Raw genomic sequence first — 13,151 nt, forward strand, 5'->3', positions numbered from 1 at the left:
GCATCTTGCCCGTTCCAAAAAATTCAATATTCTTGTGGAATGGGCATCTTGCGCGTTCCCAAAAAATTCAATATTCTTGTGGAATGGGCATCTTGCGCGTTCCCAAAAAATTCAATGTTCTTGTGGAATGGGCATCTTGCCCGTTCCCAAAAAATTCAATATTCTTGTGGAATGGGCATCTTGCCCGTTCCTATAGAAAATATTAGGGAAAATAAAAAATGCAAACTCCTACAATTCAACAGCCAAAAACAGAAATTTCACCCCTAATTCAGCGGGAAATTCTGTTTGGGAACCCCGAAAAAACTAGCCCCCGACTTTCACCCGACGGCAAGTATCTCGCCTACATTGCACCCGATGAAAACAACGTCTTGCAAGTGCAATTGCGTACCGTCGGTCAAGCAGACGATCGCCAACTGACAGCAGATAAAAAACGGGGCATCCGCATCTTTTACTGGACTTACAGCGGCGAAGAGCTCATTTATCAGCAAGATATTGATGGTGATGAAAAATGGCATTTATTCTCAGTCAATATCCAGTCAAATCAGGTTCGCGACTTGACACCATTTCAAGGCGTTCAAGCTCATCTGATTGCCCTTGACCGCAACTTCCCTCATCACATATTAGTGGGAATGAACATCCGCGATCGGCGCAAACACGATGTTTACCGCATCAACCTGCAAAACGGTGCCGTTGAACTCGACACCGACAACCCAGGTAACATCATCGGTTGGACTTGGATTGCTGACGCCCAATTTCAAGTGCGGGCGGCCACAGCCACAACTGCCGATGGCGGCTCAGAATTGGTGTTTCGGGAAACTGCCTACAAGCCTTGGGAAAGCCTGCGAAGCTGGGGGCCCGATGAGGAAGGCAGTGCCGTCATGTTCTCAGAAAACGGCAAAATTCTTTACATCATGGGCAATCACGATGCTAATGCCAAACGTTTGATCGCATTAGACTTAGAAACCAAACAAGAAACTGATCTCGCCTCTGACCCAGAATACGATGTCGGCGATATTTTGATACACCCCACGAAGCGAGAGATTCAGGCGGTTTCCTTCTACAAAGACAAGCAAGAGTGGCAGATTTTAGATCAAAGCATAGCAGAGGATTTTGAGGATCTCGGCAAATTTCGCCCCGGCGAATTCTCCATTACCAGTCGCAACCTCGCCGACACTACTTGGCTAATCGCTTACAGGACAGACGACGGCCCAGTTTACTACTATGTGTACGATCGCATTTCCAAAACTTTCACCTTTCTGTTCAGCAATCAACCCAAACTAGAAGGGCTACCACTATCATCAATGGAACCCATTTCTTACACCGCAAGAGATGGTTTAACCATTCACGGCTACCTGACAAAACCGATTGGTATCTCAACACCAGTACCTGCCGTCTTGCTTGTTCACGGCGGCCCCTGGGCACGCGATACCTGGGGTTACAATCCACAAGCCCAATGGCTGGCAAACCGAGGTTACGCCGTTTTGCAAATCAATTTTCGCGGTTCCATCGGCTACGGCAAAGCCTTTCTCAATGCCGGCAATCGCGAATGGGCGGCTAAGATGCACGACGACTTGCTAGATGGGGTAAATTGGCTGGTAGAAACAGGAATTGCCCTACAGGATAAAATTGCGATTATGGGCGGTTCTTACGGTGGTTATGCTGCCTTAGTGGGATTGACTTTTAGTCCCGATGTTTTTGCCTGCGCCGTCGATATTGTCGGGCCAAGCAATTTGATTACGCTGCTGCAAACTATTCCCCCTTACTGGGAACCGAGAAAAGCAAGTCTGTATCACCGCGTCGGCAATTTGGAAACAGAACCAGAGTTTCTCAAATCGATCTCCCCTTTATCTTTTGTCGATCGCATCCAGAAACCTTTGCTAATCGCCCAAGGTGCCAACGACCCGCGAGTCAAAGAAGCAGAAAGCGAGCAAATTGTCAATGCCATGAAGCAAGTCGGCAAACCTGTAGAATACGTGCTTTATACAGACGAAGGACACGGATTTGCGCGGCCAGAAAATCGCCTGCACTTTTATGCGATCGCCGAAGAATTCCTAGCCAAATATTTAGGAGGCAGATTTGAACCTGCAGGCAACATTGCCAATCATTCTGGTGTGGTGAATCCGCAAACAACTAATTAGAAGGAACAAGGAAAAAGCAAGAACAAAGAAGGAATTACTCAAATCTCTTTTCTCTTCTCTTCTCTTCTCTTCCTCTGTGTTCTCTGTGTCCTCTGTGGTTAAATCATTCCGATGCAACCGGATGTGCGATAAGTCCTCTTTCCTCTTCCCTTTTTCTTCTCAAATGACCAAAATTATTTTTCTAGATGCCGCCGGTACACTATTTGACGTTCGCGGCAGCGTCGGCGAAGTCTACGGACAAATAGCCCAGAGGTTTGGAGTAACAGTTAATAGTGAAGAGTTAAATGCCGCCTTTTTCCAAAGCTTCGCCTCAGCAAGCCCGATGGCATTTCCAGGGATAGAAGTGGCAAAAATTTCCCAATTAGAATTTGAGTGGTGGCAAACAGTTTCCGCAAAAGCATTCCAAATAGCAGGCATTTTCCACCAATTTTCAGACTTTCCCAAATTCTTTGCCGAACTATACGCTCATTTTGCCACCGCCGAACCTTGGTTCGTCTATCCCGACGTATTGCCAGCATTAAATAAGTGGCAGCAACAAGGAATTGAATTAGCAGTAGTATCAAATTTCGATTCCCGAATTTATGCAGTATTAAAAGCACTCAATTTAGGTGAATATTTCACATCAGTGACAATTTCTACCGAGGTTGGTGCAGCCAAACCCGAGTCTCAAATTTTTACCGCAGCTTTGCAAAAGCACAATTGCCTTGCTGAAAATGTTTGGCATATCGGCGATAGTTTCAATGCGGACTATTGTGGCGCTAAAAATGCTGGTTTAAATGCAATTTGGTTGAATCGCCAACAAGAAAAACTGGATTTAGGAAAGTTGGATTTAATTTATTTTCAAAAAATAGAGGAATTTGCCAGTCTGGATTTTATATAAATATGATTTTTATGAGATCAAGGTTATGATTTTTATGAATTGACTTTGAGAGCTATTTATTGAATAATATGGATAATTTAACCGCAGAGAGCGCAGAGGGCGCAGAGGAAGCAAAGAGAGAGATGGTTGCTATATTTAATTTCTAGTCGGAAAGAACTTTACCGATACTAATGGTGAAATCTATGGAAACTCGACTCACTCAAACTCAGTTAGCACAGGTAGTCGCTGAAATCGACAAGTTATCGCAGCAGCGCGAGTTAGAATTGGCCCCCGATCAGGTAAGAGAAATTTTACGGGAGTTGAATCTGCCTGATGAGCTTTTAGAAGATGCGATCGCCCAAATGCGCCGCCGCGAAGTCCTAGAAAAACAGCAGCGACGCAACCGCTGGATCGCGATCGCCTCGACAGTTGTTGTCATTTCTGCGATCGGTATAGGCGTGCTGTTCGGGCAAAATCAGCAACAAAAAACTGCTCAAGTTGTGGGAGGAGAAGACAGGATTGCCCTATCTAAAAAGGGTGGTGACAGCCTTACTCAAGTCAACCGTCAAATCAACCGCCGCATCTACTACCAGGTGACGTTGAAAAATGCTCCGATCGGCAATCAGTTGTCTCTGCAATGCGATTGGATTAACCCCAGCGGTGACATTGTTCATCAGGGCAGGTATCAAACTCGCACGATCGATACTGCGGTTTGGAATACGCACTGCTTTTACGATCTCGGATCTGCTGCAGCCCCAGGCAAATGGGAAGTTCGGATGTCCCTGGATGGGCGCGTCATCAGCAGTGAACCTTTCACGGTGAAATAGATGGGTGCGATCGGCAAACCTTCACATTTCATAGGCTATTGGGGAGAGGGCGATCGCACAAAAACTCTCAGCCGTTTAGTGCCTGACTACTTCATCCGACAGGGCAAATTATCAGAATGGGCGATCGCCTCTGCATCTGTACTCACGGCTGACACAGTGACGCTGAATGCTTGCGGGCGATTTGGGCCAACCGATTTTCCGGGAGATGCTTGGGCTGCGGTGGAAGCCCAACAGCTAAGGCTGGGGCGCGATCCGTTTGGACGAGTGCCGCTTTATTGGATGCAGTTGGGAGAAACGATTTGGTTTGCGACGCGCCTGCAAATGCTGCTACCGCTGATTGCTTCCCCTCAAATTAGCCCGATCGCGCTACACAGTTATGCTTGTTTTTCCTACCTACCCACGCCGTTAACGCCGATCGAGCAAATTGCCTCCGTAGCAGCCGGAAGCGAGATGATTTGGGAAATCGCCGATGTTAACGATCTGCCGAAAGTACGCGCGCCGAAGCTATCCCGTAGGGAATCGCTGCCATCGGCTTGGCAAGAAGCGCCCCAATTACTGCGGAGTGAAGATGAGGCGATCGCACAATTGCAAGGGCTGTTGCAACAGGCGATCGATCGACAAGTGGCCGATTTGCCGATCGACGAACCCGTAGGCGTTTTACTTTCCGGTGGCATCGATTCTTCCCTGGTGACGGCGCTGCTAGTGAAAGCAGGCTTGCAAGTGCGCGCCTATGCCCTCGATTTTGGTGTCGAAGCCTATTCCGAACTGCCCTACGCCCAACAGGTGGCGGACTTTTTTCAGATTCCGCTGATTCGGGTGGCGGCGACGGGTGATGAAGTGTTGCGCGCGATCGGGCCAACCGCCAAAGCCCTCGATTTACCCTATGGAGACGGCACGACGGCTGCACTGTTTTTGCTCAAACAGGCGGCGGCGCAAGACGTGCGAGTTGTATTCAATGGCGAGAATGGCGATCAGCTATTTGCTGGATGGACAAACAAACCTTTGATTGCACACGGAGTTTACAGTGCAGAACATCCCGCCGGAGGAGAAACCTTTGAACAGCAGTATTTGCGGACGTTTCAGCGATTTTATGGTTATGAAAAACAGATTTTTTCGCCACAAATGCTCGATCGCATCCAGTCTCACGATTTGAGCGTTTACCTGCAAGACGCGATCGATCCCGAAACCTGTCCTTCCCTGCTAGCGAGGCTGCGACGCGCTTCGCTGATGCTCAAAGGTGCCCAAAATATTCAGCCGAGGGCAACGGCATTGGCGTTTGCTTGCGGTTTGTGGGTGCGATCGCCCTTCTGCGACCCCGACCTCACGGACTGGACGTTTCAACTCCCTGGCGAGCTGCTACTGCAAGGTGCGTGCGAAAAATACATCCTCAAAAAAGCGTCCGAACGCTGGCTGCCGCCGGAAATTGTCTGGCGGGAAAAGCGCGGGATGGGTGTGCCGTTGAAGGTTTGGTATTACGGGGAGTTTTGGACTGCGATCGGCGATCGGCTGAATCCGAATCTGTTGCGATCGCAAAATTGCTGGCAGCCCCATTTGGCTGACTCGATGTTATCGGGACAACTCGGAGTTGCCATGCGCGATCGCTATATTGGCAATAATCTCTGGTTGCTGCTGATGTGGCAGGCATGGCGAACCGAAGTTTTAGGCGAAATTCCGGTTAAGCGATCGCTCGATCATGTGTTTTGGTTGCCACCGGCGATCGGACAACGCATTTGGAAATATCGAAGGCAGTTGACAGTTGACTGTTGACTGTTGACTGTTGACTGTTGATTTTACAATCTTCCCTGTTCCGAACATCCGTTAAATCCGTTAAATAATCCGTTGCCGAACATCCGTTACATCCGTTACAAAATCCGTTGCCGAACTTCTTCTATATGACTGAATCTTTGCTACAGAATGAAACCAAAACACATTCGCCGCCGTTCTCCGAAGCAAGGGCCCAGCGACTTTTGTCAACCTATGGTTCACCCTTATATGTGTATCAGGCCGAGATCCTCCGTCAGACCCTTGACCATATTACGCGATCGATCAACTATCCGCACGTTCAGTTTCATTTTGCTAGCGTCACCAACGGCAATATTGCTCTGTTGCAATTGATTCAGCAAGCTGGTTGGGGGCTACACGCGAATACACCGGGGGATGTTTTTTTGGGGCTGAAAGCGGGTTTTACGAGCGATCGCATTGTCTACACCGGCAGTAACCTCAACAGGGCGGATATTCAGCAATTGATCGAGTGGAAGATCGATCGATTTAACTTCGATAGTCTGTCGCAACTCCAAGATTTTTGCGAATATTCCGGGAGTCAAGCGCGATCGATCCGTGCCGAAATTGGACTGCGCCTCAACTCACCGGAATTGACGGGAGACAGTCGGATTGGAGTGCGTCCCGCCGAATTCGAGAAAGCCAACGAAATCGCTCAGCAGCAGGGGTTAAACATCACCGGATTGCATTTTTATCGGGGGACTGGAACTAACGCCACGAGTGCTTTTACGCAGGCGATCGATCGGCTAATTGCGATCGCCCAACAGTTGCCAGATTGGCGAACCCTCGATTTTGGCGGTGGTTTTGGCTATCCCTATCGAGGCGGTGCGGTGTTTGACTGGCGGGAGTTTGGTGCGACGATTACTGAACGATTGAGTGCGCTATCTCGCCCGATCGAATTGGTGATTGAACCGGGACGATCGGCGATCGCAGGTTGTGGCGTTTTGCTTGCGAAAGTTGTGTCGGTGAAGTGGTTGGGCGATAGGCAAATTGTCGGCGTGGATACGACTGTATCAAATCTATCGGTGCCTGCGGTGCACGGGGGCTATCGGGCGATCGCGACTTGGGAAACCGACGATGTATCGCGGCATGAAACGGATATTTGTGGCAACACGACTTATTCGCGGGATTATTTGGGGCGCAACTGTTGGCTACCGAAACTCAAAATTGGAGATGCGATCGCCATTTTGGATTGCGGGGCTTACGGTTATGCGATGTCGTCGCATTTTCTGCACCGCCCCCGCCCTGCTGAGGTGTTGATTGATGCTAAGGGCGATCGATTAATTCGACAGCGAGAAGACTATTCTATCTTGTTAAACGGGCAAGTATTTTAAACCTGAGATGTTACACCATTCTCAAGAACAGGCAAGATGCCTGTTCCACAATAAATAAATTCTCTTGTGGAACAGGCATCTTGCCTGTTGCTGACAATGGTGCAAGATATCAGTTGTAACGAAGTTATCTCTCTTCTCTTCCTCTGCGTCCTCTGCGGCCTCTGCGGTAAAATCCTTCCAAAACAACCGTCAACGATATAAATCCATTAAATCAATCAGGAGTAACCGAAATGGGAATGAAATGCGTCCAGTGTCAAACAGACAACATTTTGAGCGATCGCACAAGCAACTCAGGTCGCTGTAAACAGTGCAACCATCCGTTTGTCTTTGAACCGACTACCGTCACTGATAAAAAGTTGGCATTCACCGATCCCTTTTTCAAAAATGCGATAGAAAATATTTCGAGCCAAAATATGTTGTTTTTTACGCACAAACAGTTTTTGTATTTTATTGACCAAAAGCTTAAATCTCGCACGCCAGAAACCAGTTGGATTTTGACCTACTTCTTGTTTAGCGTATTTATGGGCATCTTCGGCATTAACTGGGCTTCTGCTATTTTACCGTCACAATTCGCAGTTGTTATTCCCTTCGCTCTCTACAATTTGATTTGGATAGGGCTATTGTTCCACTACAGCAAATCTCCTGCTCAAGGTATTCGCGGCAGAAGAAATAATGCTAAAAACCTCCAGATTTTAGGGGGAATTATTTTAGTGCTGGGCATTTCAGGAAGCCTAATATTTGATTATTTTTCAGGATACATTGTAGCGATTACACTAGGGCTATTTTCCTACTGGCTCGGCATTTCACAAAAAAAACGCCCACAGATAACGGGTGAAATATTTCTCGTTAATCAAGCGCAAAGTGATAAATGGCTGCGAGACTGGCAAACAGTAAACGGCACATTAGAAAAACTGCTCCCTGCTGCTCGTCAAGAGGCTTTGCCCGCCACCATCGATCGCGAAGTCAGCGCCTACAGCTTCGATCGCGCAATTATCTGTGACAGTGACGAAATAGCTCAATTCCTAATTGCCAACAACGTCCATTTTGAAAACAACTGCGCGATTCTTAGTATTAGTGGCTATCCCCAAAGCATCTTCAGTACCGTGATTGAAATGCTGCGGCGCAATGCCGATTTGAAAGTTTATGCGCTGCACAATGCGAGCCCTGCTGGAGTTGGCTTGGTACATCAACTGCGAACTAATCCAAACTGGTTTGCGAATCAACAGGTGACAATTTTTGATTTGGGAATTTCTCCCCGTCAAATCTTAGCAACCCGTGATATGTTTGTGCAGCAATCTCAAACAATGGCACAAACAGCCCGTCAATTACCCGACGCTGTAAGGCAAGGTTTAACAGCAGAAGAACTAGCATGGCTGGAAGCCGGCAATTTTGTGGAATTGGAATCGTTTACGCCGCAGCGGTTGTTGCGCGTGGTGAATTATGGACTTGCTCAGAGTGGCGATCCGCAGGGTAACGAGGGCTTAATATTAGTGGATGATAATGTTGGATATGGCGGCGGCTATGTGTTTGTCTCCGATAGTTTTGGTTAGGGCGTGTTTTCAAACTTTATATTAGACTTATTAATAATAAGCTTAAAAAGTCTTGAAACTTAGTCTGAATAAGATGTTTAGCGCTCTTTTGTTAAAATCCTAAAAAGCTTATCTTGGTAAGGGCTTCAGCGATTTTAAAATGAGGTGCAAAAAAGCTGAGATTAACTCGGTGAGTAAAGGTTTCAAATTTTTTAATTTCCCCCCACGGGGGGAAGTTGAGTTTAAATTGTGTGAAATTTGCCTTCAACTTTCTCTCGTCTGGTTTTGTTTGTGTAGGCGCGGTTTCTAACCGCCCGCACTTCAAACGACCTGGAATTTTTCAAGTCGTATACTCCGCATTAATCTTCACGTAGTCGTAACTCAAATCGCATCCCCAAGCTTTCGCAAAACCGCTGCCATTCCCCACACTAACCTGAATTACAACCGTATCAGCCTTCAAATATTCCCCCTCCGCAGCCGCTTTCATATAATTACTTGCAGCAGCGCGATCGAACTCTTTAGGTTGTCCGTTTTCCATCATCAAAAAATCCCCCAATTGAATCCGCAAATTCTCTTGATCGAAAGCGACACCAGCGCGCCCAGCCGCCGCCGCAATTCTGCCCCAATTCGGATCGCGTCCGAAAATAGCAGCTTTCACCAAAGAAGAACCGACAATTGTTTTGGCAATTTTACTCGCAGAAACTTCATCCAGCGCGCCACTAACTTGCACTTCCACCAAACAAGTTGCACCTTCGCCGTCACGGGCGATCGCCTTTGCTAAATGCACGCAAACTTCTGTAAGCATCGCTTCTAATTTTTCAGCATCTGCCCCCATTTCCGTAATTGCCGGTGTGCGGGATTGACCATTCGCCAAAGCAATTAGCGAATCGTTGGTACTGGTATCGCCGTCAACAGTAATTTGATTGAAACTTCTGTTAGCCGCCCGACTCACCATTTCTTGCCACAAATGCGATGACACTGCTGCATCGCAAGTTACAAATGCCAGCATTGTTGCCATATTCGGGTGAATCATTCCCGAACCTTTGCAAATCCCGCCGATGCGGACGGGTCGATCGCCAAACATGGTTTCCAGGGCGATCGTTTTCGGCACTAAATCAGTCGTACAAATAGCCTTAGCCGCCGCATCGGAACCAGTTTCCGATGCCTCAGCAACTAATCGGGGAATTCCCGCCCTCAGCGGTTCCATTTTTATCCGCTGTCCGATGACGCCAGTGGAGGCCAAAAGAATAGATTCTGGAGGAATATTCAGCGCTTCTCCCAACAATTTGGCACTTTCGAGGGCATCTGCCAAACCTTGTTCGCCAGTAGCAGCATTAGCTTGTCCCGCATTGCACAAAATTGCTTTGGCGCTGGGTTTAGCTTGCAAACGCTGGCGGCAGTAGTCCACACAAGCGGCTCGGACTGTGGATGTTGTGAAGACTCCGGCGGCGATCGCGTCTACCTCTGACAAAATTAAACTTAAATCTGGTAAGCCTGAAGGCTTCAAACCCGCTGTAATTCCCGATGCTCTATACCCTCTGGGTGCTGTAACTCCGCCGTCAATTTCTTTCCAGTCCGACATCATGACCTCCCTAGTAGCCTTCAATCTGCTGAAAGGGGATTATACCATTTTAGATTTTAGATTTTAGATTTTAGATTTTAGACTTCGGCGTGAGCGCTCAGTCGAACGATTTTAGATTTTAGATTCCCCATTCTTTTGAACCCAATTTCCCATTCCCCATTCCCAATTCCCCATAAAACTAATCGCGGCTTCCAATCTAGAGTTATAACTCAAGAAGAAGTCGCGACGGTTTTGTAATTGACATTATTAATTTTTAGCTGGCAAAGAACAAACTCGATTCAACTATCTCGCCTTTGAAAAAACGAGTTATTTGCGATCGATACTCGCTGGAGAACCAGCATCTAAACCAACTTCAGCAGCCACACGGCTCAGCATGGATTCCTGACGGTTTTTGACGACGTGTTGATGGCGCATCATCAGGTTGCGGGCTTGTTCTTGAGTGGACATAACTGATTTCTCCAAATTATAGGTAATAACTTCGTAGACAATTGTCGAAATTGAGTTTGCCCTAGCTCATAGTGGCGTTGCTGCGATCGTAACTTGCTTGAAAGCTGGGCTGCGGTTTGCCTTGAATGTGACCCCAGTAGTGCGTATCTTCCATCCCGACTTCGGTGGCGGTGCGGTTGAGCATGGATTGCTGGCGGTTCTTCACCAGTTGGTGGTGGCGCATCATCAGAGAGCGAGCTTGATTTTCAGTAGACATATGCGGTTCCTCCGTATTCTTTAGATTAATGTTGGGCTTGTTTTTTCTTCTCTTTTATCACTATAACAGACAATTCTGTATCTAAAGCTACCAAATCCAAACTGTCACAAAACTTTACAATTGGGCGATGGGGCGAGAATCTCGATCGAGGTTGCAGGGAGTGCGATCGAGCTTGGGCTAGTGGATTGGGATCCAACCTCAGAGGCTGTAAAAGCGACAAAGGATACCAACTTAGGCTAATCGCCTGACCATAAACAGCCGTGAAACCTTTTGCCCCATCTGGTAGACCGAAAGAGAGAACCTGTGTGCTCGCTTCAGGTTCAGGAACACTTGCTGCTGTGACCACCACAGCACTAAGTCGAAGGTATCAAGGGGAGTGTGGCGTTTTCGGCCAGCAGGTGCATGAAGGCTTTGTCAAACCCGACCCTCTGATGAACCCTCGTTGCAGTCGCAATACTTTGACCAAAAATAATGGGACACAAGCCCCTTCTTCAGTGGACGGCTTTCTGTTAACTGTCTTAGTATATTGATGTAGAGGTTTTCCAGGTCAAATGTTTGTCAAGGAATTTAAAGCGAAAGGCTCTCCTGAGTTTATGGTGTAAAATGTACCTACTAATACATTTACCGTTATGAGCTTCCATCTAGACTATCTATTAGCCTTGCCTGGAGTCAGGGTTGAAACTTGTACTCAAGTTGAGGGAAAAATTTTCTTGGGACTGAGCATTTTATCAGAAGGAATTGTTTGTCATCATTGTAACAATCCTACCGAAAAACTGCATCAAAATCGACCAATTTTAGTAAGAGATTTGTCGGTTTTTGGTCGTCCTGTATATCTAAAAATCCCACGACGGCAGTTTTACTGTCCTATATGTCAACGGTATCCCACAGAAAAATTAGATTTTTTGGACGTTAAAAGACGGCATACTCAACGATACGAACAAAATATTTATGAGCGTGTTAAACAATCGAGCATGGAGCAAATTGGACGAGAAGAAGGACTGAGTTATGACGAAATAAAAGGAATATTTGAGCAGGTAAACACCCTAAAAAAAAACCGAATTGGCAACGGGTTAAACGAATTGGTCTGGATGAGATAAGTATGCGCTCATGTCAAGGAAATTTTGTGACTGTTGTGAGTGACCTGGGCGAAGGTAATTTAATTGAGATGATTGATTCTCATCGCTGTGAAGAAATCATTGAAGTTCTTATGGAACAAGCAATTGAGGTTCGTGAACAAGTTGAGGAAGTCAGTGTTGATATGTGGGGAGGATTCCCTAAAGTTATCAAAAAAGTATTCCCAAATGCCAAAGTTATTATTGATCGTTTTCATGTCATGAAAGTAGTTAATAAAGACTTAAATAAGTTACGTAGAGCAGCCGGAATAACAGATAGGCAAAGTAAATATTTATTATTAAGTAATCGAGTAAATTTGAATCAAGACCAGATTGATAAATTAGAAGTGATACTAGGAAAATCCGAATGTTTGCGAATTGCGTATGAGATGAAAGAAAAATTTAGAGAAATATATGAGACTAATTTGACGGTCCAAAAAGGGCAGAAGAAAATCAAAGAATGGCTAAATCATGCACAAGTATTTTTTAGAGAAGCTGCATCAACAATTGAGAATCATTTTGAGGGTATTTGCAACTACTTTCTTCCTCGCACAACAAGTGGAGTCATGTCAGGAATCAACAACCGGATTAAGTTGATAATGCGGCAAGGGTATGGTTTTTCTAATTTTAATAATTTTAGGAATCGCGTATTAGCTTGCTTTTATGATTAGATAAACTTATAACCATAAGTTCAGGAGAGCCAAGCGAAAGGGAAAACAACTCAATATTCAGCGATAGACGATGCGATTAAAACTGCTCAATTTGTCCGCAACAAGTGTGTCCGTTTTTGGATGGATAACAAAGGTGTGGGGCAGAAGGAGCTGTATCGCTATAACACATTGTTGAGAGCTGAGTTTCCTTTTGTTAACGCCTTAAACTCCCATGCTTGTCAAGCTTCAGTCGAACGAGCTTATTCATCAATTGCTCGGTTCTACGACAACTGCAAGAAGTCTATTCCCGGAAAGAAGGGTTTTCCAAAGTTCAAGAAAAACTGTCGCTCTGTCGAATACGTGCGATGTAGAAAGTTAAATGTCTTAGAGTAGGGAGCCTTCTCCCTCTGTGGATTCCGTTCCACAGTCCTCCCGTAAAAGAGTCTAGAACTCCGGTCACATTGGAAGTAAGTAATGAGTCCAATGGAATGCAGACCACGAAAGCACCAAACTGACAGCCTAAAGACAGTGGATGTGCAAGAGGAAGTCAGGAATGGTTAACGGGTAGTAATAAATATGTAGTGATTAGATATTTATTGGCTCAAAACATAGTTGTAATGATGGATAAAATACCAAAT

At 46.2% G+C, this 13,151-nt stretch carries 13 protein-coding genes and 1 pseudogene; 10 read left to right on the forward strand and 4 right to left on the reverse strand.

The genetic code is table 11. The features are described from left to right. The 7 genes from QUA16_RS24215 to QUA16_RS24245 all read left to right on the forward strand — a co-directional run. On the forward strand, window positions 1-267 hold a 267-nt coding region (locus QUA16_RS24215; RefSeq protein ID WP_333103178.1), incomplete at its 5' end, for a hypothetical protein. Further along, window positions 219-2,138: a S9 family peptidase gene (locus QUA16_RS24220; RefSeq protein WP_333103179.1), complete on the forward strand. Its 1,920-nt coding sequence runs from the start codon at window positions 219-221 to the stop codon at window positions 2,136-2,138. The genes QUA16_RS24215 and QUA16_RS24220, both read left to right, overlap by 49 nt. Before the next feature lie 163 nt (window positions 2,139-2,301). After that, the gene (locus QUA16_RS24225; protein ID WP_333103180.1) at window positions 2,302-3,018 is read left to right on the forward strand and encodes an HAD-IA family hydrolase; all 717 of its coding nucleotides are present in this window, start codon (window positions 2,302-2,304) and stop codon (window positions 3,016-3,018) included. Window positions 3,019-3,200: 182 nt separating this feature from the next. Next, on the forward strand, window positions 3,201-3,824 hold the full coding sequence (locus QUA16_RS24230; RefSeq protein WP_333103181.1) for a DUF3859 domain-containing protein: 624 nt from the start codon (window positions 3,201-3,203) through the stop codon (window positions 3,822-3,824). After that, window positions 3,825-5,591: an asparagine synthetase B family protein gene (locus tag QUA16_RS24235; protein WP_333103182.1), complete on the forward strand. Its 1,767-nt coding sequence runs from the start codon at window positions 3,825-3,827 to the stop codon at window positions 5,589-5,591. It abuts the gene before it with no gap. Between the two features lie 125 nt (window positions 5,592-5,716). Continuing rightward, window positions 5,717-6,937 carry a decarboxylase gene (locus QUA16_RS24240; protein WP_333103184.1) on the forward strand — a complete coding sequence of 407 codons (1,221 nt, stop codon included), beginning with the start codon at window positions 5,717-5,719 and terminating at the stop codon, window positions 6,935-6,937. Window positions 6,938-7,167: 230 nt separating this feature from the next. Next, complete coding sequence (locus QUA16_RS24245; protein ID WP_333181383.1) at window positions 7,168-8,487, forward strand: hypothetical protein; 1,320 nt, start codon at window positions 7,168-7,170, stop codon at window positions 8,485-8,487. Between the two features lie 319 nt (window positions 8,488-8,806). Here the strand turns inward: QUA16_RS24245 and argJ are convergent, their stop codons facing one another. From argJ to QUA16_RS24265, 4 genes are all read right to left on the reverse strand, one after another. Then, window positions 8,807-10,048 carry a bifunctional ornithine acetyltransferase/N-acetylglutamate synthase gene (gene argJ / locus QUA16_RS24250; RefSeq protein ID WP_333103192.1) on the reverse strand — a complete coding sequence of 414 codons (1,242 nt, stop codon included), beginning with the start codon at window positions 10,046-10,048 and terminating at the stop codon, window positions 8,807-8,809. A 306-nt stretch (window positions 10,049-10,354) separates the two neighbouring features. Next, window positions 10,355-10,495: a hypothetical protein gene (locus tag QUA16_RS24255; RefSeq protein ID WP_015176121.1), complete on the reverse strand. Its 141-nt coding sequence runs from the start codon at window positions 10,493-10,495 to the stop codon at window positions 10,355-10,357. Between the two features lie 61 nt (window positions 10,496-10,556). Continuing rightward, window positions 10,557-10,751 (reverse strand): hypothetical protein, encoded by a 195-nt coding sequence (locus QUA16_RS24260; RefSeq protein ID WP_006631905.1) that lies wholly within the window; start codon window positions 10,749-10,751, stop codon window positions 10,557-10,559. A gap of 25 nt (window positions 10,752-10,776) precedes the next feature. Further along, window positions 10,777-11,100 (reverse strand): hypothetical protein, encoded by a 324-nt coding sequence (locus QUA16_RS24265; protein ID WP_333181385.1) that lies wholly within the window; start codon window positions 11,098-11,100, stop codon window positions 10,777-10,779. Window positions 11,101-11,380: 280 nt separating this feature from the next. On the opposite strand from QUA16_RS24265, the gene QUA16_RS24270 reads away from it, so the two are divergent. From QUA16_RS24270 to QUA16_RS24280, 3 genes and pseudogenes are all read left to right on the forward strand, one after another. Then, a complete protein-coding gene (locus tag QUA16_RS24270; RefSeq protein WP_333103188.1) occupies window positions 11,381-11,848 on the forward strand; it encodes a transposase family protein in 468 nt (155 codons plus the stop codon). A 2-nt stretch (window positions 11,849-11,850) separates the two neighbouring features. Beyond that, window positions 11,851-12,534: an ISL3 family transposase gene (locus QUA16_RS24275; protein ID WP_333103190.1), complete on the forward strand. Its 684-nt coding sequence runs from the start codon at window positions 11,851-11,853 to the stop codon at window positions 12,532-12,534. Between the two features lie 63 nt (window positions 12,535-12,597). After that, window positions 12,598-12,873, forward strand: a pseudogene (locus QUA16_RS24280) (RNA-guided endonuclease TnpB family protein); the annotation flags it as partial. Window positions 12,874-13,151 lie beyond the last annotated feature (278 nt).

This window comes from Microcoleus sp. S13_C3, from assembly GCF_036700905.1.
GTDB lineage: Bacteria > Cyanobacteriota > Cyanobacteriia > Cyanobacteriales > Microcoleaceae > Microcoleus.

What these genes read in the sequence shown, in the direction of transcription:
- QUA16_RS24230 (WP_333103181.1), top strand. Translation starts at nt 3,201, where the DNA reads ATGGAAACTCGACTCACTCAAACTCAGTTAGCACAGGTAGTCGCTGAA.
- argJ (WP_333103192.1), bottom strand. Translation starts at nt 10,048, where the DNA reads ATGTCGGACTGGAAAGAAATTGACGGCGGAGTTACAGCACCCAGAGGG.
- QUA16_RS24275 (WP_333103190.1), top strand. Translation starts at nt 11,851, where the DNA reads ATGCGCTCATGTCAAGGAAATTTTGTGACTGTTGTGAGTGACCTGGGC.
- QUA16_RS24225 (WP_333103180.1), top strand. Translation starts at nt 2,302, where the DNA reads ATGACCAAAATTATTTTTCTAGATGCCGCCGGTACACTATTTGACGTT.
- QUA16_RS24260 (WP_006631905.1), bottom strand. Translation starts at nt 10,751, where the DNA reads ATGTCTACTGAAAATCAAGCTCGCTCTCTGATGATGCGCCACCACCAA.
- QUA16_RS24240 (WP_333103184.1), top strand. Translation starts at nt 5,717, where the DNA reads ATGACTGAATCTTTGCTACAGAATGAAACCAAAACACATTCGCCGCCG.
- QUA16_RS24245 (WP_333181383.1), top strand. Translation starts at nt 7,168, where the DNA reads ATGGGAATGAAATGCGTCCAGTGTCAAACAGACAACATTTTGAGCGAT.
- QUA16_RS24220 (WP_333103179.1), top strand. Translation starts at nt 219, where the DNA reads ATGCAAACTCCTACAATTCAACAGCCAAAAACAGAAATTTCACCCCTA.
- QUA16_RS24270 (WP_333103188.1), top strand. Translation starts at nt 11,381, where the DNA reads ATGAGCTTCCATCTAGACTATCTATTAGCCTTGCCTGGAGTCAGGGTT.
- QUA16_RS24255 (WP_015176121.1), bottom strand. Translation starts at nt 10,495, where the DNA reads ATGTCCACTCAAGAACAAGCCCGCAACCTGATGATGCGCCATCAACAC.
- QUA16_RS24235 (WP_333103182.1), top strand. Translation starts at nt 3,825, where the DNA reads ATGGGTGCGATCGGCAAACCTTCACATTTCATAGGCTATTGGGGAGAG.